Annotated in this window: 22 protein-coding genes and 1 pseudogene; 11 read left to right on the top strand and 12 right to left on the bottom strand. The window is 62.4% G+C overall.

Going from position 1 to position 20,389, the window contains the following annotated elements:
• Both AArcS_RS03940 and AArcS_RS03935 read right to left on the bottom strand, forming a co-directional pair.
• Window positions 1–495, bottom strand: a pseudogene (locus AArcS_RS03940) (cytochrome c oxidase subunit II); the annotation flags it as partial.
• Window positions 492–656, bottom strand: a complete 165-nt coding sequence (locus AArcS_RS03935) for a cytochrome oxidase (RefSeq protein ID WP_238479117.1) — start codon at window positions 654–656, stop codon at window positions 492–494. The pseudogene AArcS_RS03940 and the gene AArcS_RS03935, both read right to left, overlap by 4 nt.
• A 99-nt stretch (window positions 657–755) precedes the next feature.
• On the opposite strand from AArcS_RS03935, the gene AArcS_RS03930 reads away from it, so the two are divergent.
• The 4 genes from AArcS_RS03930 to AArcS_RS03915 are packed head-to-tail and all read left to right on the top strand — an operon-like array spanning window position 756 to window position 4,771.
• Window positions 756–968 carry a DUF8131 family protein gene (locus AArcS_RS03930; protein WP_238479116.1) on the top strand — a complete coding sequence of 71 codons (213 nt, stop codon included), beginning with the start codon at window positions 756–758 and terminating at the stop codon, window positions 966–968.
• Window positions 969–971: 3 nt separating this feature from the next.
• Window positions 972–1,775: a sulfite exporter TauE/SafE family protein gene (locus AArcS_RS03925; protein ID WP_238479115.1), complete on the top strand. Its 804-nt coding sequence runs from the start codon at window positions 972–974 to the stop codon at window positions 1,773–1,775.
• A gap of 2 nt (window positions 1,776–1,777) precedes the next feature.
• Window positions 1,778–4,150, top strand: a complete 2,373-nt coding sequence (locus AArcS_RS03920) for a heavy metal translocating P-type ATPase (protein ID WP_238479114.1) — start codon at window positions 1,778–1,780, stop codon at window positions 4,148–4,150.
• A gap of 57 nt (window positions 4,151–4,207) precedes the next feature.
• The gene (locus AArcS_RS03915) at window positions 4,208–4,771 is read left to right on the top strand and encodes a nitrous oxide reductase accessory protein NosL (protein ID WP_238479113.1); all 564 of its coding nucleotides are present in this window, start codon (window positions 4,208–4,210) and stop codon (window positions 4,769–4,771) included.
• On the opposite strand, the gene AArcS_RS03910 is transcribed toward AArcS_RS03915, so the two are convergent.
• The 4 genes from AArcS_RS03910 to coxB form a co-directional block, all read right to left on the bottom strand.
• Complete coding sequence (locus tag AArcS_RS03910; protein WP_238479112.1) at window positions 4,772–5,587, bottom strand: ABC transporter permease; 816 nt, start codon at window positions 5,585–5,587, stop codon at window positions 4,772–4,774.
• Entirely contained in the window at window positions 5,584–6,312 is a 729-nt protein-coding gene (locus tag AArcS_RS03905; protein WP_375139645.1) for an ABC transporter ATP-binding protein, read from the bottom strand. The genes AArcS_RS03910 and AArcS_RS03905 overlap by 4 nt, the downstream gene beginning before the upstream one ends.
• On the bottom strand, window positions 6,306–8,237 hold the full coding sequence (locus AArcS_RS03900) for a NosD domain-containing protein (protein ID WP_238479973.1): 1,932 nt from the start codon (window positions 8,235–8,237) through the stop codon (window positions 6,306–6,308). Before AArcS_RS03900 ends, AArcS_RS03905 begins: the two co-directional genes overlap by 7 nt.
• Before the next feature lie 125 nt (window positions 8,238–8,362).
• The gene (gene coxB, locus AArcS_RS03895; RefSeq protein WP_238479110.1) at window positions 8,363–9,115 is read right to left on the bottom strand and encodes a cytochrome c oxidase subunit II; all 753 of its coding nucleotides are present in this window, start codon (window positions 9,113–9,115) and stop codon (window positions 8,363–8,365) included.
• A gap of 117 nt (window positions 9,116–9,232) precedes the next feature.
• Between coxB and AArcS_RS03890 the strand changes: the two genes are divergently transcribed.
• The 4 genes from AArcS_RS03890 to AArcS_RS03875 all read left to right on the top strand — a co-directional run bounded on the left by AArcS_RS03890 (window position 9,233) and on the right by AArcS_RS03875 (window position 13,404).
• A complete protein-coding gene (locus tag AArcS_RS03890; protein WP_375139632.1) occupies window positions 9,233–10,672 on the top strand; it encodes a heme o synthase in 1,440 nt (479 codons plus the stop codon).
• A 3-nt stretch (window positions 10,673–10,675) separates the two neighbouring features.
• A complete protein-coding gene (locus AArcS_RS03885) occupies window positions 10,676–11,359 on the top strand; it encodes a DUF7546 family protein (protein ID WP_238479109.1) in 684 nt (227 codons plus the stop codon).
• A 62-nt stretch (window positions 11,360–11,421) separates the two neighbouring features.
• On the top strand, window positions 11,422–12,633 hold the full coding sequence (locus AArcS_RS03880) for an MFS transporter (RefSeq protein ID WP_238479108.1): 1,212 nt from the start codon (window positions 11,422–11,424) through the stop codon (window positions 12,631–12,633).
• 51 nt (window positions 12,634–12,684) lie between these two features.
• Entirely contained in the window at window positions 12,685–13,404 is a 720-nt protein-coding gene (locus AArcS_RS03875) for a universal stress protein (protein ID WP_238479107.1), read from the top strand.
• Window positions 13,405–13,418: 14 nt separating this feature from the next.
• Here the strand turns inward: AArcS_RS03875 and AArcS_RS03870 are convergent, their stop codons facing one another.
• Complete coding sequence (locus AArcS_RS03870; protein ID WP_238479106.1) at window positions 13,419–14,438, bottom strand: aldo/keto reductase; 1,020 nt, start codon at window positions 14,436–14,438, stop codon at window positions 13,419–13,421.
• A gap of 156 nt (window positions 14,439–14,594) precedes the next feature.
• On the opposite strand from AArcS_RS03870, the gene AArcS_RS03865 reads away from it, so the two are divergent.
• Together AArcS_RS03865 and AArcS_RS03860 are read left to right on the top strand one after the other, a co-directional pair.
• Window positions 14,595–15,098: a hypothetical protein gene (locus tag AArcS_RS03865; protein WP_238479105.1), complete on the top strand. Its 504-nt coding sequence runs from the start codon at window positions 14,595–14,597 to the stop codon at window positions 15,096–15,098.
• 148 nt (window positions 15,099–15,246) lie between these two features.
• Complete coding sequence (locus AArcS_RS03860; protein ID WP_238479104.1) at window positions 15,247–16,500, top strand: RNA-guided endonuclease InsQ/TnpB family protein; 1,254 nt, start codon at window positions 15,247–15,249, stop codon at window positions 16,498–16,500.
• On the opposite strand, the gene AArcS_RS03855 is transcribed toward AArcS_RS03860, so the two are convergent.
• Genes AArcS_RS03855 through AArcS_RS03845 form a run of 3 tightly spaced genes read right to left on the bottom strand, consistent with a single transcriptional unit; the run spans window position 16,472 to window position 17,439 of the window.
• The gene (locus tag AArcS_RS03855) at window positions 16,472–16,657 is read right to left on the bottom strand and encodes a hypothetical protein (protein WP_238479103.1); all 186 of its coding nucleotides are present in this window, start codon (window positions 16,655–16,657) and stop codon (window positions 16,472–16,474) included. The genes AArcS_RS03860 and AArcS_RS03855 overlap by 29 nt on opposite strands.
• 42 nt (window positions 16,658–16,699) lie before the next feature.
• Window positions 16,700–17,167 carry a type II toxin-antitoxin system VapC family toxin gene (locus tag AArcS_RS03850; RefSeq protein ID WP_238479102.1) on the bottom strand — a complete coding sequence of 156 codons (468 nt, stop codon included), beginning with the start codon at window positions 17,165–17,167 and terminating at the stop codon, window positions 16,700–16,702.
• On the bottom strand, window positions 17,164–17,439 hold the full coding sequence (locus tag AArcS_RS03845; RefSeq protein WP_238479101.1) for an AbrB/MazE/SpoVT family DNA-binding domain-containing protein: 276 nt from the start codon (window positions 17,437–17,439) through the stop codon (window positions 17,164–17,166). The genes AArcS_RS03850 and AArcS_RS03845 overlap by 4 nt, the downstream gene beginning before the upstream one ends.
• Window positions 17,440–17,524: 85 nt before the next feature.
• Here AArcS_RS03845 and AArcS_RS03840 point away from each other — a divergent pair, with 85 nt between their 5' ends.
• The gene (locus AArcS_RS03840) at window positions 17,525–18,547 is read left to right on the top strand and encodes a Gfo/Idh/MocA family protein (protein ID WP_238479100.1); all 1,023 of its coding nucleotides are present in this window, start codon (window positions 17,525–17,527) and stop codon (window positions 18,545–18,547) included.
• Window positions 18,548–18,644: 97 nt separating this feature from the next.
• On the opposite strand, the gene AArcS_RS03835 is transcribed toward AArcS_RS03840, so the two are convergent.
• Both AArcS_RS03835 and pyrE read right to left on the bottom strand, forming a co-directional pair.
• The gene (locus AArcS_RS03835; RefSeq protein ID WP_238479099.1) at window positions 18,645–19,802 is read right to left on the bottom strand and encodes an MFS transporter; all 1,158 of its coding nucleotides are present in this window, start codon (window positions 19,800–19,802) and stop codon (window positions 18,645–18,647) included.
• Window position 19,803: 1 nt separating this feature from the next.
• On the bottom strand, window positions 19,804–20,325 hold the full coding sequence (pyrE, locus tag AArcS_RS03830) for an orotate phosphoribosyltransferase (RefSeq protein ID WP_238479098.1): 522 nt from the start codon (window positions 20,323–20,325) through the stop codon (window positions 19,804–19,806).
• Between the last annotated feature and the right edge of the window lie 64 nt (window positions 20,326–20,389).

The raw sequence follows: 20,389 nt of genomic DNA, 5'->3' as shown, positions 1-20,389 counted from the left end.
TTCGTCCACCTCGAACTCGTCTTCAGGGACGACATGTACCTCGCCTTCCATCCCGTGGTGGCCCGCGCCACAGTACTCGTTACAGACGACTCCGTACTCGCCAGGCTCCTCGAACTCGACCGTCATCGTCGCCACCTCCCCGGGAATCACCATCGTATTGACGTTCGTACCGACGATTTCGTAGCCGTGTATCACGTCCGGCGAGGTGACGTGGAAGGTCACTGTACTGTTGGCCGGCACCTCGAGGGGATCGGGATTAAACCGGTACTGTTCGGCAACGACGTACGCCTCGTAGGTCCCATCATCCATCTCTGCGACGCGTGGATCAGCGAATCGCTCGTCCTCGTCGAGTCCGTCCGGATCGATCGAGGACTCCGAGTCGTCGATCATCGCTATACCGAGGCCGACAGCCCCGTAGGTTACTGTCGCGATGAACCCCACGATGAGCACCATCGACGCGACGAGCCAGAGTTTCTCGTAGCTGTGAATATTCATACTGTACCGACCACCGTCGGGCCGTGTTCGGCGAACTCGACGAAGTACATGAAGAACCACATTATTGTGAGGATCACGAAATATATCGCAATCAGCGTGAGCGTTCCGATCGGGTCGAACTCGTCGTGCCCGATTTCTCGTATTTCTCGTTCCTCGGTCATATGGCCCCTTTAGAAACACCTCATTTCTACGCTGTCGTCTATTCTCATGTTTTGGGATTGTGACCAAGATTCATGTAGGGCATCCCCCGATATGTGGGTATGACTACTTCTCTTCTCACGCCTCGACACGGCGCAGCGCTGGGATTACTGGCCATCATCCCCGCGCTCGTGTACGCGATCGGACGCCCGAGTCTGGCCGGCTACGTTGCGGCTGTGAACATCGTGATCATTTTCGGGTCGCTGTACATCGCGATGCAGCCTGTCGAGGGGGACCTCCACGGTTCCGATGACGACTCCCACGAGTCGACATAGCGGATGAGCGCGACCGTTCTCGCGGTGGTCGGGGCTGGCGGTCTCTCGGTCGTTGAACTCGGCGTCTTCGTGCTGATCGGGCTCCTCGCGGGCGCACACTGTCTCGGCATGTGTGGGCCGCTCGTCACGGCGTACGGTGACCGGATCTCGGCGTCCAGGGACGACCGCCGCTCGGACACGCTCTCGTGGTTCGAGGTCCGCCAGCACGGGCTGTTCAATCTCGGCCGGACTGCCAGCTACGCGGCGATCGGTGGGGTGTTCGGCCTGCTCGGTGCCGTCGCATTCGCTTCGAGTGAGGCTATCGCGGCCGCCGGTGATTCGGTGCGTGCCAGCACTGGTATCATCGTCGGGATCGCGATCATCCTCGCCGGCGTCTACTACCTCCGTGGTCAGTCGGGCGTGCCCGGCGGGCGGATTCCGGTCCTCGGAACCGTCTTCAGACGTCTGAGTGGACTCCTCGCAAGCCGTGTCGACCGCCTGGCGACTTCCGGTGGGATCGTCGGTCTCGGCGCGATCCATGGTCTGCTGCCCTGTCCGATCATCTATCCGGCCTATCTGTACGCCTTCACAACGGGCGATCCGATCCACGGTGCGATCGTACTGGGCGTACTCGGCCTCGGGACGATCCCGACGCTCTTTATTTACGGCACGTTCATTCAGGCAGTGTCGGCGACGTCCCGTCGCCGCGTCCACCGCGCGCTTGGTGCTGCGTTCATTCTCCTTGGATACATACCGCTCCAGCACGGACTGATGCTGTACGGGATCCATCTGCCGCATCCGCCGCTCCCTCACTATCAGCCGCTCTGACCATGCAGAACGCTGCTTCCACCCGGCAACAGTCGACAGAAACCGACGCCGAGTGTCGCCTCTGCGAACTGCCAGTTCCCGCAGAACCCATCACCGACCCCGAGGTGGACGGCGAGTTCTGCTGCAGAGGCTGTCTGGCGGTCCAGCGTACCCTCGGTGACGTCGATGCTGACGGAGTCGACGAACTCCGGGCGGACACCGCCGACGATCCCGATGAGGTTGAAGGGGAGGAGCTGTACCTCGCGGTCGATGGCATGCACTGTTCGACCTGTGAACTGTTCCTCGAAAACCGTGCGAGTGAGATCGACGGCGTCGAGGCGGCGCGGGCGAGCTACGCGACCGACACGGTCCAGATCACCTACGACGCCGAGACGACCGATCCCAGTGATCTTCCCGACGCGATCTCGGGGATGGGCTATGAGGCACGTCCACGAGCGGACGATACGAACAGCTCCACCGAGAGCGCCGCGCTGGTCAAGTTCCTGCTCGGCGGCGGGCTGTTCGGGATGATGGTGATGCTCTGGTACGTGCTCTTTCTTTACCCCACCTACTTCGGCTTCGATCCGGTCGTCGAGCTGGGCGGCTTCGACGGGCTCTACATCTACGCCAACATCTGGCTGCTGACCTCGCTGGTTCTCTTTTACACCGGGTATCCGATCCTTCGGGGAGCCCTCGTCAGTCTCCGTGCGAGGCAGCCGAACATGGACCTGCTCGTCACCCTCGCTGCAACAGGGGCCTACGCCTACAGCACCCTCGCGATGCTCGCCGGGCGGTCGGATCTGTATTTCGACGTAACGGTAGCGGTCGTCCTGGTCGTCACCGCGGGCAACTACTACGAGGGGCGGATCAAGGAACGCGCGGCGGGACTGCTATCTGATCTGACGCAGTTACAGGTCGAGGACGCCCGGCTGAACGAGAGCGGCGAGTCCGTCCCGATCGACGCGGTCGATGCTGGCGAGGAACTACTCGTCAGGCCGGGCGAACGGGTGCCGCTCGACGGGACAGTTCTTGACGGGAGCGCGGCCGTCGACGAGGCGCTGATCACCGGCGAATCCGTCCCCGTCGAGAAAGGGCCGGGCGACCCCGTGCTCGGCGGGACGGTTGTGACCGACCAGCCGCTCGTCGTCGAGGTCGGCGAGGAGGCCGCAAGCACGCTCGATCGCATCGTCGAACTGCTGTGGTCGATCCAGAGCACGCGCCCCGGCGTCCAGCGGCTCGCAGATCGGCTCGCGATCGTGTTCGTCCCGCTCGTCGTTTTGCTGTCATCGGTCACCGCCCTCTGGTTGCTCGCCACCGGATCAGCGTTCACGCCGGCGATGCTCACCGCGCTCACCGTGTTGATCGTCTCCTGTCCCTGTGCGCTCGGACTGGCTACACCGCTTGCTGTCGCGTCCGGCGTACAGACGGCCGCAAAGCGCGGGATCGTGATCGCCGCGGAGACCATCTTCGAGGACGCGCCGGAGGTCGACATCGTGGCCTTCGACAAGACCGGAACGCTGACGACAGCCGAAATGACGGTCGAGCGCGTCGACGCCGACGACACCGAAGCCGTGCTCGCCCGTGCGGCCGCGCTGGAACGACTTACGGAACACCCGGTCGCCCGGGCGATCGTCGAACACGCCGGCGATGCTGACGACAGTTCGTCCCACGAAGTCGACGAGTTCGAACGCCACGCCCGCGGCGTTACGGGACGACTGGACGGCGATCAGGTTGTTGTCGGCCATCCACTGCTGTTCGCGGAACGTGACTGGGAGATCCACTCCCGGTTCGAATCGACGATCGCCGAGGCGCGTAACAGCGGATCCGTGCCGATCGTCGTTGGGTGGAACGGACGGGCCGCGGGCGTCGTGGTGGTCGGCGATACGCCACGACCGAACTGGGACGACGTCCTGTCACGGGTTGGCGAGGACCGGCGGGTCGTCGTCATCACCGGCGACGAGGGAGCAGCGGCCGAGCGGTTCCGTGTCGCCCCGGCGGTCGACGATGTGTTCGCGGGAGTCCCACCGGAAGCCAAAGCCGAGACCGTCAAGCGGCTTCGAGCGCAGGGCACGACCGCGATGGTCGGCGACGGGAGCAACGACGCACCGGCGCTGGCCGCTGCGGACGTCGGGATAGCACTCGGTAATGGCACCGAGCTAGCGACGGACGCCGCAGATGCCGTGATCGCCAGCGGCGACCTCGGCGGCGTCCCGGACGTGTTCGACCTCGCGGCGCGGACGAACCGTCGGATCAAACAGAACCTCGGTTGGGCGTTCGTCTACAACGCTATCGCGATTCCACTCGCGATCACCGGCCACCTCAACCCCCTGCTGGCCGCCGCCGCAATGGCGCTGTCGAGTCTTCTGGTCGTCCTCAACTCTTCGCGGAGTCTATAGGCGGGTTTCGGCGCTCGTACCAGATGCCCTAATGTGGTCCACTGCCTGTTTCCCTCCATGTACGAGAACAATCTCGGCAGACGACGGGTCCTGGTAGCTGCGACCGGGGTAGCGGTTGGCGCGCTCGCCGGTTGTCTCGGTGATGACGATACACCGGAGCCGATCGCCCTCGACGACGGACAGTCCTGTGATCAGTGTGGCATGGTGATCGAGGAACACCCTGGCCCAACTGGGCAAATATTCTTCGAGGACTACCCGGACGATCGGGAGGGCCCAGCACACTTCTGTAGCGGTACCTGTACCTACCAGTACCGGTTCGATGCCGAAGATGCCGGGCAAACGCCGATCGTCACGTATCTCACCGACTACAGCGGCGTCGATTACAGCCTCACGGACGACGAGGAGCAGCCGTTCATCTCTGCGCACCTGGACCCGGACGACTACGCCGATGAAACAGGAATGACCTTCGCCGCAGGATCGGATGTCCACGGCGCGATGGGTCCCGATCTGATTCCGTTCGGGGACGACGACGATGCCGCGACCTTCGCCGACGAACACGGTGGTGACGTCGTCACCCACGACGAGATCAACCGCGAGCTACTCGATGCGATGGCGAACTGATCACCGCTGCGAGACGCCCAGCGCAGCGACGCTCAGCCCGATCACTGTCCAGACCAGTAGACTGAACGTGCTCGCGACGGGCGAGGCGTAGCCGGTCTCAGTCTCGAACGCGACGTACAGTACCGTCTCGAACACCAGCCCCCGGTAGGCACTCGTGGGCGACGCCGCGATTGCTGTAATCAAGGTATCACCGGTCACCCATCCCGCCCCGACACCACGCAGGACGAGCAGATCCAGCCCAACTACGAGTCCACCGAGACCGACGACAGCGAACGTCAGTGCCGTTTTCCGGGTGCTCGCCAGCGCGGAGAGTGCAAGCACCACAGCCAGCACCATCAGTGCGTAGGCAAGCGTCAGGAGGACGAACCGACCGAACAGGAGTGGCGAGTCGATGCCACGGTGGGTCGCGACGATCGTCGTGTCCGGTCCAGCGGAGAGCCAGACGAGGATACCGACCACGAAGAGTGGGAGACCGAGCATCGCCACGAGAGCGACCGCTCGGCCCACGTACACGCCCGCGACGTACGCCCAGTCAGGCACCGGATAGGTCTCCAGTACTGACAGCTCGTCACGCTGGATATCGTCCGCAATCGACCGGTAGCCGATCGCGAACGCGACCGCCGGAACGAGCAGTTCGAGCGGCAAAAGCAGATCGACCGCGGTCGGGACGTATCCGGCGTCGATGCCACCACCAACGATCCCGATACCGATAATAACGGCGGCGACACCGGCGAACAGTAGAAGGTAGCTACGCGACCGGACGATACTCGCCAGTTCACGACCGAAGAGGACCCGCGCCGCACGGCGACCGCTCATGTGCTTACCCCCGCGACATCGACCGTCTCAGTCGAACCAGTCGTGGCCGCTCCAAACACATCCCAGAGCGAGTCGACGCCGTGAGCCGACCGCAGGTCCGTCGGCGTCCCGTCTGCCACGACGCTTCCGCGGTCGAGCACGAGCACGCGGTCAGCGGTTCGTTCGACTAGCGAGAGATCGTGCGAGCTTACGAGCACTGCTGTGCCGTCGGCGGCGAGTTCGTTTGCAACTTCGAAGGTCCGGCGCCGCATCCCGGGATCGAGCCCGCTCCCCGGTTCGTCGAGAACGACAAGCGGCGGATCGCCGACGGTTGCCTGTGCGATTCCGAGCAGTCGCGTCATTCCGCCAGAGAGGGCTTCGACGCGGCGGTTGGACGCGTCCGCAAGGCCGACCTGTGAGAGCCGATCCGTCCCCTCCTCCTCTACGAGCGCGCGATAGAAATCGATCGTCTCACGAACGGTAAACCCCGGTCTGAAGGTCGGACGCTGGGGCAGGTACCCAATCTCGCGCTCGCGGTCCGGCCCCCGATACTCGACGGTCCCCTCGGTCGGCGATAACAATCGGGCAAGCACGCGCAAGAGCGTCGTCTTTCCCGACCCGTTCGGTCCGACGATCGCCATCACTTGCCCCGGCTCGACGTCGACCGAAATATCGTCGAGCACGTCGACCTCATCGAAGGAGTGACTGACGGATTCGGCTCGAAGGATCGCCTCGGTCGTCACGATGTGTCACCCCCCTCCTCGACGGAGTCGGACCGTTGCTCTTCGTCGAGCGTTGCGAGCGTCTCAGGGTTTGCAGGCTCCGCAAGCGGCGCGGTGTCGATGACGCTTCCACTACGGAGTCCGGGCGTTGTCCCGCGTAACTCACTCAGCCCCCGTGCGGCGGGGGATTCCGCGAGGGTCACCGCGCCATCGGTCCGATGAAGTTGGCTCTGCACGGGGTCTGTCGGCGAGTATGAGCGGTCCAGTACGCCACCGGATGACGAGCCGTACGCACCATCCCAGTAGTTGCCCGCTCCGTCGAATGTCCAGATCCGGAGCGGTCCGATGTTCGCGTCGACGTGCTGGTCGTTTGCGATGATATCGTTCTGTACGACCCGGTTCGAAGCCAGGATCGATCCGGTTCGGAGACCGACATCGTTGTCGTAGACGACGTTTTTCTCGTATAGCGACTGATCCGCGCTTGTCGTGATCCCGTACTCGTTGTCCGCGACGACGTTGTCGGCGACGTAGCTCTGTGATCCGGCGGGAAGGATCCCATGCGTCGACTCACGGACATCGTTGCCGACAATCGCGTTGTGAGTCGGATTCGTCATAATCGTCAACCCGGCGAGTTCGTGCCCACGAGCGTGGTTGTCCGCGATCACCGAGTCCGAGCTGTGCATCAGATGGACGCCAAAGCGGCTGTCGTAGAACTCGTTGTCCCGGATCACAGTCCCGTGTGAGCGGTGGAGGTAGACGCCATCGCGGCCACCGTCGAACGTGGAGTTCTGGACCACACCCGGCGAACGCATCGACATGACGCCCATAAAGCCGTCACGCCACTCCTCGCTCCCATCGACTGCGATCCCATCGACGACCGCGTCCGGGGCGTCACGAAGTAAGACACCGTTTGCCGGTGTCTCGATCGAGACGTCAGCGATGTAGACGCCGCTTGCGTCGACGACGTGGACGCCAGCATCACCGTGTCCGTACCCCGATTCGATGTTGGCGTCCCAGTCATCTTCGTCCTCGTCTTCAGTCGCCGCATCGGGATCGCGAGTCTGATTGCCAACCCCTTCGACGTGAACTCCTTCGATGGCTACGTCGTCGGTCCGGACTTCGATAACGTTCCCCTCGCCGTCACCGTGGATCGTCGCGTCGTCGCCACTGAGCGTAAGGGGCTTGTCGATACTGATCGTCTCCTCGTACGTCCCCGGCTCGACGTTGACTGTCGACCCCGCCGGTGCATCGTCGATCACTTCCTGAATCGTCTCTCCGTCCTCGACGGTGCGTACTTCCTCGCGGTCGAGCAGGGGAGTGACAGCGTCGACCCGATCGTCCGCCTGTGCGCGCTGGTCGTCGACCCCGTCCCGGACGATATCGGCGCTATCGACATCGAACGTTCTGGTGCGGAGTTCAGCCCAATCTACGACCTCGCCGCCGTACTCCGAACTGAACTCGGCGGCAGCGGATTCCGTGCCGAACGGGACGACCGCATCTCCAGCGGGCGTACGCGCCTCGCTGTCGACTACGAAAGACGCATCGCTCGCATCGACCCAGCCAGTCGATGTCTCGGCGGTCAGATACCCCTCATCCGTGAGTTCGACTGACGTCCTCCCGTAGTTCGAGACGTAGACGACCAGCGGGTAGCCGAACTGCTGCTCGTGTTCGGGCTGGTCGAGCGTACTAACTGCCTGCTCGACACCGTAGTAGCCGACTACGTACTCGTACTGGGAGTAAAACACCTGCACACGGGGGATCGAGAGGTCCTCGTGCTCGGCGTCACGCTGGTCTTCCTGTGAGATACCCAGCGTCGTCACTGAGTCGAACGGTTCCGGCGAAGGGGCCGCTTCGTCAACATCAGCGACGAACACGCCGACAGCAATGATTCCCATCAGGCCAGCGATGATCACCACCGCAATGGTTAGCTCCCGACCACGGTACAGCATCTGGTTCACACGTCGTTATATCGGGTGTGGTGATTTACGTTGTCTGGTGTGGTTCTCGAACGGGCAGCGAAAACAGGCTCGCAATAGCTGTACGATCCACTGGTCGTGCTGAAAACACCGGAGGGTTACTCGTCGTTACCGTTCGCTTCGTCGCCGTTCTCCTCTTCTTCAGCTTCGGCCAGTTGCTCTTCCATGGTCTCGTCGAACTCCTCTTCAGTGACGACGTGGGTCTCAAAGAGCATGCCCGAATGGCCAGCGCCACAGTACTCAGTACAGTAGCCCTGATACGAGCCAGTCTCGGTCGGGGTCGTCGACACAGTGTGGACCACGCCGGGCTGGGCCTGCTGTTTCACGCCCAGCTCCGGTATGTGAATCATATGTAACCAGTTCTCCGCAGTCACCTGCATGTACACCTCTTGCCCCTCAGGGATGTACATCTCGTTCGTCATCTCGACGCCCTCGTGCTCGTTCTGGTACTCGAAGTGCCACTGCCAGGCGTCGTCTCCCTCGATTTCGACAACGACGGCGTCTTCGGGTGGTTCGTCGTCGGCCATTGAGCTGACCTGGGGATCCGCCATGACCTCGAAGGCGGCAAAACCGACGAACAGCAGGACGATAGCAGTCGCGATCGTCCACGTGATCTCCAGACGGCGGTTCTCCTCGGTCGGCTTCGGATCGTCGTTGTTCCGGAACTTCAGGACGGCGTAAATGAGGATCCCTTGAACCAGTAACGTGATCGGCAGGGCGACGATGAGCAGCCGTTCGTTGAGGTCGTAGATCAGCTCCGCAGAGGTGGACGCCGCCGAAACCGGCTGAGCCAGTAGCAGCAACAGCGTCCCCGTCCACACGGTGATCAGGGCGATCCGCGCTCTCTTCATTATGGGTCATTCTTAGGGAAAGGGGGTTAAATATGTGCTGACTTTTCGACTCACAGCCCGACAAAGCGCGCCGCATAAGTATCCCCAGTCGAATGGTATCTCAAGAGGTAGTCGTACGTGTCACACCCCGCCGTTCGAAGCGAATCGAGTTTCCCGCTGGTCGGTACTCACGACCGGTTCACGTGGTTACTGACCACGACGGTGATGGGTGTGTATCTGCTGATCGTCGTCGGCGCGACGACGACGATCACCGACGCTGCAGCGGCGTGCGGGGGCTGGCCAGCCTGTGGCGGAGAGTGGGTTGCCATCTCCGATACACAGATCGCGATCGCATGGGGCCACCGAGTAACTGCCCTTATCGTCGGTCTGCTCGTCGCGATCACCGCTGGAATCGCCTTGATCGGGGACGCGTCACGACGTGTTCAGGCGGCGCTCGGGCTCGGTGTAGCCCTGTACACGACACAGGTGGCTATCGGCGCGGCCGCCGCGACCGTTGGTCTGACCGGTGTGCTCTCGAACCTGCACCTGCTCGTCGCGATGGCCGTGTTTGGAACGCTGGTGATCGCGCTCGCGTGGACACTCGAAGCCGAGACGGCCGGTCTCGACGTCGACACCGATCCCGCAGAGCCGGAGCCCGAGCCCGAACCAGTCGAAGATGTTCCGACACCCGCGGTCCCGGATGACGTGCTGGGCCGGGCAAAACTGACCGCATTCGCCTATTTCCGACTGATGAAACCGCGTCTGATGTGGCTGCTCTGTCTCGTGGCATCAGCAGGAATGGCGCTGGCCGCAGGTCCCGACCTGACCGTTCGGACAATCGTGTTGACGCTTACCGGTGGTGTACTGGCGATCGGCGCGAGCGGGACGTTCAACCACGTACTGGAACGCGACGTCGACAAAAAGATGGCCCGAACCTCGGACCGACCGGTCGCAACCCACCTCGTCCCCGTTCGAAATGCGATAGCCTTTGGAGGCCTGCTGACCGTCGCGTCACTCGCCGTTTTCCTGCAGGTGAACCTGCTTGCGGCAGCGCTTGGACTGATTGCGATCCTGTTTTACAGTGTGATATACACGCTGGTACTAAAGCCGAACACGGTCCAGAATACGGTGATCGGCGGCGCTGCCGGAGCACTCCCTGCGATGATCGGCTGGGCGGCCGTCACAGGACGGATCGGCCTGCCGGGGCTCGCGCTCGCAGGTGTGATCTTCCTGTGGACACCCGCTCACTTCTACAACCTCGCACTGGCGTACAAGGACGACTACGCCAGAGGCGGGTTCCCGATGATGCCGGTCGTCCACGGTGAAGCGGTCACGAGAAAGCATATCCTGTGGTATCTGGCTGCAACCCTGCTGGGCGCGAGCGCACTTTCGGTCATCACGGACCTCGGCGTTCTCTACGCCGCGACGACAGTCACCCTGGGCGCTGTCTTCCTCTGGGCAGTCATCCGCCTCCACTGGGAGCGCACCGAACAGGCGGCGTTCCGCGCGTTCCACGCCTCAAACGCCTATCTCGGTGCGCTGCTCGTCGCAATCGTCGTCGACGCACTCGTCCTGTAACTGATGCGCTTACTCACAGAACAATCCGATCTCGATCGTTTCCTGCCCGGCAGGGAGACCGCCCTGCTGTACGCGGTCATCATCAACACCCAGCTCATCTTCGTCGGTATGTATCTTCTCATGATCGGTCAGACGAGTGTGACGACGTTTCACGTCTACCCACTGATCTGGTTGAACGTCGGCGCGTGGGCGCTCTACCGAACGTCGCCGGCCGAGGCGTCAGTTCGAACACGGCGGATCGCGCGGGCAGTCGCCGGGGGCTATTTCGTGCTGCTTGCCCTCCTCGGCGGGCTGGTCTCACCGGGTGCGTCGTTCTACGAGACAGCCTTCGCAGGCGGATTCAACGTGAACGTCGTGGGGCCGCCGGGGCTCGTCCCGAACCTGTACTACGGCGGTGAGCTTATCGAGCTCTCGCTGATGCCCGCCCTCCTCGTCGGCTACGCCGCGCTGACCTATCTCGTCTACGCGACGATTATCGATGCGACCAACGCCGCGATCTCGGGGCTGCTCGGATTGATCTCCTGTGTGAGCTGTACGTGGCCGCTGATCGCCGCCATCGTGGCAAGTCTCACCGGCGGTTCGGCGAGCGCGTTCACCGCCGCCACGTCGGGGTGGTCCTTTGGCCTGTCGACGGCCGTCTTCGTCGTGACGGTCGCCCTGCTGTACTGGCGGCCGTTCGGGCGGTAGCGTCAGCGCCCACACTCGTCTCGGGCGCTTTATACTTCGGAAGGTAGAAACCCCACGTAGCTGTGGCCCGTCTCTCGCTTCGAACCAGTTTGAAGACGCTCGACGAGTTTGACGCGCTCGTACTCGTCTCGTTACTCTGGTTTCTCGCGAAGTTCGTCCGTTATGCGTTCCCGCCGCTGTTCGAGCCGCTACAGGGCGTCTATGGAGTCACGAACGCCGAAATCGGGTTTGCGTACACCGGGTTCATGCTGACCTACGCCGCGATGCAGTTCCCCTCGGGCGCGCTCGCGGATCGGTTCGGCTCGGTTCGCGTCATCGCGACCGGAAGTATGGTCGCCGCGCTGGCGGCGCTCGCCCTGGTTATCGATTCGCCCTTCGCCGTCCTCGTCGGCGCAATGGTCCTGATGGGCGCGGGGACGGGTGCACACAAGACGGTCGCGATTCGCCTGCTTTCGCGCCTGTATCCTGCCAGAACGGGCCGGGCGCTGGGAACGATGGATACGATCGGCACGTTTGCGGGTGTGGTCGCACCGGCGGTCGTCGTCGCCGTCCTTGCGGGACCAGCCCTGCTCGGCGAGAGCTGGCGCACGGTCTTTCTCGTTGCTGGACTCGCGGGGGTCGCCGGAACGGTCGCGTTCACGTTGCGGGTCTCTGATCCGGACGGGACGGACAGTGCTGGCGCGTCAGGCGGGACAGTTCGTGAATACGTCACGCTCTTTCGAAGCCCGCGCTTGCTCGCCTTCGTCCTCGTCACGGTGCTGTTCGGGTTTACCTACAACGGCGTCGTCGCCTTTCTACCGCTGTATCTCACCAGCGAGGCGGGTCTGACGCCCGCGACCGCGAGTCTGCTCTTTGCGGCGCTGTTCGCCGCGAGCGTCGTGCAGGTCGTCTCCGGAACGCTCAGCGACCGGGTTGGCGAGTTACCGGTGATCGTCGCTACGCTCGCGCTGGCGACGACCGCACTCGCCGCGCTTGTCGTCCTGACGCCGACGGGTCGGCCGCTCGTGCTCGGCGCGGTCGTCGTGGTGATCGGCCTCGGCTCACACGGATTTCGGCCAGTCCGGGGTGCCTACTGGATGTCGGTGCTCCCCGAGTCACTTGCGGGGGGCAGTCTGGGAATCGTTCGGACGCTCCTGATGGGATCGGGTGCGCTCGCTCCGGCCGTCGTCGGCGTCCTCTCCGAGTCGGTCGGGTTCGTCCCGACGTTCTGGGTCCTCACAGCGACGATTGCCTGCTCCGCTACGCTCGCCGCGGTGTTGCTGTTCACCCGATGAAACCCGCTGGCTCCCCCGGCCGTTGATACTGTAGGCGACGCGTTAGTACATATGACAGCGACCCTCACACAACCAACGGTCCTTCTCCCGGTCGACGTCGACGAGCCGACGACGCCGCCGGACGCACTCATCGACCTGCTGGGCCCCCACCGTGTGGTCGTCCTCGGCTACGGAATGGTCCCCGACCAGACGCCGACCGAGCAGTACGAAGCCGAGTTTGGAGACGCTGCGCGCGAGCGGATCGGGGCCATCGTTGACGAGTTCGAGGGCGAGAACGACGTCATCTCGACGGTCGTTTTCACGAGGGACCGATCCCAGACGGTGGACCGCGTCGCCGAGGAGCACGGGGTCGACGCAGTGGTAACACCCGCCGAGATCGACGACCGCGTAGACGAGGTACTCGTGCCCATCAAGGGCGATCCAAACATCGTACGCATCGTGGAGTTCACGGGTCGATTGCTCGACAACGGCGAGGCATCGGTTACCGTGTTCCACGTCGCGGAGTCGGACGCCGACGAGGCGCGTGCGGAGTTCCTGTTGCGCGGTGCCTGCGACAAACTCCGGGAATACGGCGTCGATGCCGACCGAGTGGGATGGAAACAGGAACGGTCCGGATCGGCGGCGAAAACGATCGCAGCGACTGCCGAGGAGTACGACCTACTGGTCGTCGGTGAATCCGAGCCATCGCTCCGGCGACGGATCCTCGGTGGCGTCACGGGCCGGATTAGCGACCGAACGAACCGCCCGACGCTCGTGGTCAGGCGTCGGTGAGTACGTCCCCGCAATCAGTCTCGATGGCCCCAGCGCTTGCCCTCCTCGTCGTAGCGGGCCTCCGAGATCCGGTCGTGCTGGTCGTCGCTGAGCGAGACGTCGACCGCGCCGACGTTCTCGTCTAGCTGGTCGACGGTGCGCGCGCCGACGATCGGGACGCAGGTGAACTTCTCCTGATCCATGAGCCAGCGCAGGGACACCTGTGCGGGCGTGGCGTCGACCTCCTCGGCGACGGCCCGAATCTCGTCGAGCACCTGCCAGCCCCGATCGGAGACGTAGAAGTTGTCGAACCGGGGGTCGATATCGCCGCGTGAGCCCTCCGGTGCGTCGATGCCATCGTCGGTGCGCTCGTACTTGCCCGTCAGGAACCCGCCCGCCAGCGGCGAGTACGGACAGACCGCGATGTCCTGATCGGCGCAGACGTCCAGATAGTCCACCACGTCGTCGCGATAGGCGGCGTGGAACAGGGGCTGGGTTACGTCGAACCATTCGAGCCCCTCCACGTCGCTCTTCCAGAGGGCCTTCGTGAGCTTCCAGGCGGCCATCGTCGACGCCCCGATGTAGTGGACCTTGCCCTCGCGCACGAGGTCGTTGAGGGTCCGCAGGGTCTCTTCGATCCTCGTATCGTCGTCGAAGCGGTGGATGTAGTACAGATCGAGGTAGTCGGTACCGAGCCGATCCAGCGTGCCCTCTATCTGTGACCGGATGTGCTTGCGTCCAAGCCCCGAGTCGTTCGGGCCGGGTTCGCCGTCGCCGTCGTAGGGGAAGTAGACCTTCGAGGCGAGGACGAAGTCGTCGCGCTTCTGGTCTTCCAGCCACTCGCCGATCCACTGCTCGCTTTTCCCGTTCGGCGTGCCGTAGACGTTCGCGGTGTCGATGAAGTTGATCCCGCGCTCCGCCGCTGCATCGAGCAGTTCGTGGGCCTCCTCTTTGCTCGTTTCTACGGTCCCATCGGTGTCGCGACCGAAGCGCCACGTACCGAGACAGAGCTGTGAGACTGACGTGCCGGTCGAACCGAGCTGTGTGTACTCCATACGACCGCATATCGCCCGCCGAGGGAGTTAATCGGTTGGGTAGCGGTCAGCTGGTACGTCGGATCGTGGAACCGTCGTGACAGGCACAAAACATATACGACGATCCCATCACCGATTACCCATGGTCACCCCTGAATACGCGCTGGAGGGTAGCCGATGACACCCCCGAGCCGTCGGCAGGTCCTCGGCGTGAGTGCTATGGCTCTCCTCGCTGGCTGTGTAGACCAAGAGTCACAGCCGGAAGACGAACACGGGGATGACGACGAAGACCCCGACGAACAGCAGAATGACCCCGATGAGGAACCACCGTCAGACGAGTATCTGTATCTGAGCGCATGGATTATAGAGGATGTACCGGCATCTATTGACCCGATTCCATCAGACGATGATCGAGTCGACGGCGTTGGCCTCTTTACCGAAGTGTTCGAGAAACTTTCTGACGAGGATCACGAACGAGGGACTGTTCGGAGTGCTGAATTCGGCGAGTTCGAGGCGGTTTCTACCGGCGAAATCAGTGTAATGAGCGAGGATGGGAAAGCGACACAGGAGGCCTACGAGGATCTTCCAGAACAGAGTTCCGAAGAGCTTCCAACGACGCCCTATCTCGAACACGAGGGGGAAGTCATTAGCGTTCGTCTTACCGTTTTGAGAGAAGAATAGTATCATCGAATAGTATGTTTATTTACCAGAATCAAGGCGAGAATGCCCCTTCCTCAACGAGCGACCAACGGGGGCGAGTAGGGAGGGGATGAATCGCCGCACGCAGTGCAAACCATTAAATAAAAATATTTTTAATCAATAAATAGCGATGGAATACAGTCACCGCTACCACGCTTACCCGACACAAGAGGTGGCGGAGACTGTCGAACATCACATCGACGTTCATCGCCAAGCGTACAACTTTACGCGGTACGAATACACAACCCACAGAGACGCCGACGATGTTGGATCGGCGTACAAGCATCACAACCGTCTCACCGACTGGAAAGACGAGTTCCCCCTGTTCAAAGAGGTTCACTCCAAAGCACTCCAGCGAACCGTCACGCGGTTCTACCAGAACCTCTCGAACCTCTCTGAACAGAAAGCTAATGGGAACACTGTCGGGATGCTCAAGTGGAAATCTCCGGCGGAGTACCAGAGTATGACGTATTCGCAGTCCGGCTTCGAACTCAAAAACAAGAGTGGCCGCCACGCGACACTCTGGCTCTCGAAAATCGGTGACATCAACATCCGGTACCACCGCGAGATCCCCGACAAAACAGACATCAAAGAAGTCACAATCAAGAAAGAGACAACTGGAGAGTGGTTCGTCTCTTTTGGTCTCGAAACCGACGAGGCCGATCTCCCCGAGAAACCTGACGTGGATTCGCTCACCACGAACAACAGCGTTGGCATCGACCTCGGTATCCGCAACTATATTCACACCAGCGATGGAAAGACCGTGGATTGGCTTGATCTCGAAGACGAGCACGAACAGCTCCGCCGCGAGCAACGCAAGCTCTCACGGAAGGAACAAGGGTCAAACAACTACGAGAAACAACGACTGAAGGTTGCGAAAGCCAAGCGTCACCTCCGGCAGAAGGTGCTGGACTACCAACACAAACTCACGACGTGGCTGGTCAAAGAGTACGACGCTGTGTTCGTTGAGGACTTGAACGTAAAAGGGATGCTCGAACAGTCCCACAACGCTCGTAACAAGCAGGACGCGGCGTGGCGACAGTTCATCACGCTCCTCGAATACAAAGCCGAGTTGTACGGGACACACGTCGTTCAGGTCGAAGCCGCTGGGACGACGAAAGAGTGTGCGTCGTGTGGCGTGGAAGCCGCGAAACCCATCTGGGTCAGAGAACATTCCTGTCCGTCGTGTGGGTTCGAATGTGACCGTGATGCAAATGCAGCGATGAACGTCTTGCAGAGAGGCTTTTCTGAGTTAGGGCTGGGATGGCCCGAAGACACGCCTGTGGAGACTGCGCTCCCTACGGACACCACTTCGGTGTCTGCAAAGCGCGTCATCGAAACAGGAAGCCCCACCCTCAACGAAGCCGCACCAGCGGCTGAGTAGGGTGGGGTAGTTCACGCGACTTCTCGACGATCCCTTCGAGTTCGTCCGCGTCCTCCTCCGGGAGCGTTCCGAATCCCTCAGGCCAATCGGCGGTCGCGTCGTCCAGTATGCGATCCACGAGGACGTCTTCCCGGATGCCGATGGTCTCTGTCCCCACACTTGTGTCTGTATATACAAACACAACACCACTGGTGACGGCTCACTCCCCGAGAAACTCGTTCAGTTCCTGGAACTCCTCTCTCGACAGAATTACGTGCGTCTCGAACGCGTCGAACTGCTCGAAGTCGTCATCGATCGTCAACACCGTGTTGACGCCCTCCTCGATGGCGACCTGTGCGTAGTAGCCATCCCAGCCGCCGACGTTGGCGGTCCGGGCGCGGTCGAAGCCGCCGCGGACCGTCGCCTCCGGCAGTCGGTTACACCAGTGGACCCGCCGGGCATCCATGAAGTTCTCCAGCAGTCGGGCGGCTTCTGCGTTCGTCCGCCCGTAGTAGGTCGTCAGCACGGCATGGGCACCGAACAGCGCGGGGTAGGGGACGACGGCGTCGATTTTGCCCGCGATCGCGTCGTGGACGTACGAGAGCGCGGCGTCGCGGACCGGCGCGTCGGTGTGTGCCAGCGCGATCACACCGACATCGAACAGGTATGGCCCTCCGCCATCGCTCATCGATCGCCCTCGCGCGCACCACGCTCCACGGCCTCGCGGTGCCGACGGGCGCTCGGCGCCACATCGTCAAGCGGCTTCAGGTCGCTTTCCGCACCGGTCTCTCCAACGAGTCGCTCCATCCGTTCGATGACCTGTTCGGGATCGGGTTCCGGTTCGACGACCGCTTTCCCGTCCTCCTCGCGGACCTCGACCTCCGTACCGGGCGCGATACCGAGCCGCTCACGGAGCTCCTTTGGAAGGACGATCCGCCCTTTTGCGTCGACCTGAACCATAGTCCCACTTTGAGTGGGAAACGTATAACAGTTTTCGCTCACGTCATCCCACAGTGATTAGTCGGCTCGGTAACAACCTCGAATCATGACACTCACTGTCGCGGGCTTCGGCCTCGGCGGCCTCGGTCAGCTAGAACTCCAGTTGTTCGCGGATATGGACGGCGTCGACGTGATCGCCGGTGCCGATCCGTCCGGAAAGGCCCGAAAGACGTTCGCAAGCGAGTTCGACGCCCCGGCGTACGAGACGACCGACGAACTCCTCGACGAGCACGCGCCGGATATCGTGAACATCGCCTCGATCCACTCGGTCCACCACGAACAGGTACTACAGGCCCTCGACGCCGGGGCGCATGTCCACGTCGAGAAGCCGATGACCACGACCGTCGAGGACGCCGTTACGCTCGTCGATGCCGCTGCGGCGTCGAATCAGCAGGTGCAAGTGGGCTACCAGCGTCACTTCGATCCGCGTTTTCGCGAACTCCGCGAGTGTATCGAGTCGGGGATGATCGGCGAGCCACACTTCGTGGACTGTCACCTCGAACAGGACTGGGTCGACTACGCGAAGACGTGGCGTGGCGATCCCGAGCTATCCGGCGGTGGCTTTCTCTATGACTCGGGCTCGCACCTGCTCGACGTCCTGCTGTGGACGCTCGACGCCGAGCCGGTCTCGGTGAGCGCGACGATCGACGAGCACGGGACGGGCGTCGACATCAACAGCGCGCTCTCCGTGGAACTTGAGCGCGAGGACGGGCGAGTGACCGCGAGCGCCGCGCTCGTGGGCAATGGCCCAACAACGCCGGATGTCGGTGACTCGCTGAACATCTACGGTACTGACGGAAGAGTCTCTCAGGACGAGAGCGGCGTGACGCGAACCGACCCGGGCGGGGAACCGGCGTCGATTCCAGTGGAGGGCGAGACGGACTTCGTCACTCTGACCGAGGCAAAACTGGAGAACCTGCTCGATGCGATCCGCAACGACTCGGCGGTTGCGGTACCGCCCGAGTACGGCCTGTGGGCCATCGCACTCGCCGAGGCGGCAGCCATCTCGGCCGAACGAGGGGAGCGCGTCGACGTGCAGACGCTGCTCGAAAACGCGCGAAGCGGGTAGACTCGTTTCAGTTATGTACTTCAATACTTGTAGCATATTGCTACAGTATTCGAAGTAAGGGAATATCGATGATGAGTTCCTCACGCGCCCGAGTTCGTCAGCTCGGCAGCCGCCCGGTCCGGTCGACGATGAACAGTATGACGACGCTCGCACCCAGAACGACCGCGCTGGCGGCGAACACCTCGTCGTAGGTGTAGCCCCCCTCGATGAAGACACCAAGTACATACGACCCCAGCGACTGGCTGAGCATCCAGATGGAGCTGAAGACCGCGTAGGCGCTCCCGCGGGTCTCGTCGGGGAGCGTCCCGAGGACGTAGGTATCGACTGCAGGGAAGAGCGTGTGGATGACAAAGCCGATAACGACAGTGACAGCAATCAGTCCAGGAAGGCTTTCGACGGTCGTCAAGACGAACAGGCTTGCGGCGAAGGTTCCGACGATACCAAGCAGGTAGGGAATTTTTGGGAGTCGATCCGCGAGATCGCCACCGACGAAGAAGGCGGGGATCCCCGCAGCAAACACCAGCGTGAGCATCGTGCTCGACATGCCCCGGGAGAGCCCCTTCGACTGCATGTAGAGTTCGTAAAAGTTGAACACACCCTGCCAGATGAAGACGGTGATGCCAGCGATAGCGAGCGCTGTCCCGATGAGTCGCCACTCCGAAAGCGCGCCAGCGATCAGATCGCTATCCTCCCGACCGGCGTCGGGGAGGTCCGTCTGACCTGCGACCACGTAGATATAGAGGGTAACAGCACCCGCGCCAACGGCGATGAGCCACAGCGAGAGCCGCCAGTTCACGAACAGCGTCAGCGCGACCAGCGGGGCCGCGACGACCGCTGCGACCTGACTGGCCGCGCCGTGGACCCCCATCACCCGACCAACCCGGTCGGGAAACAGTTCGCTCACCAGTGGGTTCGCCGAAACGAAGTAGACCCCCGAAGCGATCCCCATGAGGAAGGTCCCGATCATCAGGTGTGGCACCGTCGTTGCGGTCGCCGCCACCGCCGACGAGCCTGCGAGGATCGTCCCCGACACCAGCACGAGATGATGCCGTGGGACTTTGGTCAGCAACCAGCCGGTTGGCAGCCGAAGCGAGGCGCTACCGACCCACGCAAGCGTAACGACCAGCCCGGCCGTGGCCTCACCGATGGCGAACTCCGCGATAAAGACATCGAGCAACGGTGCGAAGATGATCCGTGCGAGGTTGACGAGAAAGACGAGCCCGCACAGGGAGGCGAAGAGTCGAGTGCGACCCACTTTAGGAGTCTGCCAGCAGTTCCTCGGCTGTCACCAGCGATTCGAGTTCGACGTCGATTTCAGCGAGGTTCTCGCGCCCCCCTTCGTTTCTGTCGACGACGACTACCACGCGGTCGACCGTCGCACCCGCATCGCGCAGCGCTTCTACGGCGTCGACCGCGCTCTGTCCGGTCGTCGCGATGTCTTCGAGGACGACTATCTCCTCACCGTCGTCGAGATGCCCCTCGATCAGATTCGCTGTCCCGTACTCCTTTTTTTGCTTGCGGGCGATCACGTAAGGCTGACCGGTCTCGACGCTGGTAACGGCGACCAGTGGGACGGCACCGAGCGCGACGCCTGCGAGTTTCTCATCGTCGATCCGCTCAGCGAATGCTTCGGCGATCAACTCGAGACAGTGCGGGTCGGTCTCGAAGAGGTACTTGTCGACGTAGTACTCGCTCGTCCCGCCGTGAGAGAGCTCGAACTCGCCGTACTGGACCGCGTCGGCGTCCCGCAGCGCCGCAATGAGTTCGTCGTTTGCCATACTACCAACTCGTTACGGGGGCGGTATAAGCGCCGTGAAACGTCGGCGTGAGGACGTGGGGACG

The sequence above is a fragment of the Natranaeroarchaeum sulfidigenes genome, assembly GCF_017094485.1.
Taxonomy (GTDB): Archaea; Halobacteriota; Halobacteria; order Halobacteriales; family Natronoarchaeaceae; genus Natranaeroarchaeum; species Natranaeroarchaeum sulfidigenes.
This window is presented reverse-complemented; position numbering and strand designations above follow the sequence as displayed.

Coding starts and splice junctions, on each gene's coding strand:
- AArcS_RS03935 (WP_238479117.1), bottom strand. CDS start 656: ATGACCGAGGAACGAGAAATACGAGAAATCGGGCACGACGAGTTCGAC.
- AArcS_RS03930 (WP_238479116.1), top strand. CDS start 756: ATGACTACTTCTCTTCTCACGCCTCGACACGGCGCAGCGCTGGGATTA.
- AArcS_RS03925 (WP_238479115.1), top strand. CDS start 972: ATGAGCGCGACCGTTCTCGCGGTGGTCGGGGCTGGCGGTCTCTCGGTC.
- AArcS_RS03920 (WP_238479114.1), top strand. CDS start 1,778: ATGCAGAACGCTGCTTCCACCCGGCAACAGTCGACAGAAACCGACGCC.
- AArcS_RS03915 (WP_238479113.1), top strand. CDS start 4,208: ATGTACGAGAACAATCTCGGCAGACGACGGGTCCTGGTAGCTGCGACC.
- AArcS_RS03910 (WP_238479112.1), bottom strand. CDS start 5,587: ATGAGCGGTCGCCGTGCGGCGCGGGTCCTCTTCGGTCGTGAACTGGCG.
- AArcS_RS03900 (WP_238479973.1), bottom strand. CDS start 8,237: ATGCTGTACCGTGGTCGGGAGCTAACCATTGCGGTGGTGATCATCGCT.
- coxB (WP_238479110.1), bottom strand. CDS start 9,115: ATGAAGAGAGCGCGGATCGCCCTGATCACCGTGTGGACGGGGACGCTG.
- AArcS_RS03885 (WP_238479109.1), top strand. CDS start 10,676: ATGCGCTTACTCACAGAACAATCCGATCTCGATCGTTTCCTGCCCGGC.
- AArcS_RS03875 (WP_238479107.1), top strand. CDS start 12,685: ATGACAGCGACCCTCACACAACCAACGGTCCTTCTCCCGGTCGACGTC.
- AArcS_RS03870 (WP_238479106.1), bottom strand. CDS start 14,438: ATGGAGTACACACAGCTCGGTTCGACCGGCACGTCAGTCTCACAGCTC.
- AArcS_RS03865 (WP_238479105.1), top strand. CDS start 14,595: ATGACACCCCCGAGCCGTCGGCAGGTCCTCGGCGTGAGTGCTATGGCT.
- AArcS_RS03860 (WP_238479104.1), top strand. CDS start 15,247: ATGGAATACAGTCACCGCTACCACGCTTACCCGACACAAGAGGTGGCG.
- AArcS_RS03850 (WP_238479102.1), bottom strand. CDS start 17,167: ATGAGCGATGGCGGAGGGCCATACCTGTTCGATGTCGGTGTGATCGCG.
- AArcS_RS03845 (WP_238479101.1), bottom strand. CDS start 17,439: ATGGTTCAGGTCGACGCAAAAGGGCGGATCGTCCTTCCAAAGGAGCTC.
- AArcS_RS03840 (WP_238479100.1), top strand. CDS start 17,525: ATGACACTCACTGTCGCGGGCTTCGGCCTCGGCGGCCTCGGTCAGCTA.
- pyrE (WP_238479098.1), bottom strand. CDS start 20,325: ATGGCAAACGACGAACTCATTGCGGCGCTGCGGGACGCCGACGCGGTC.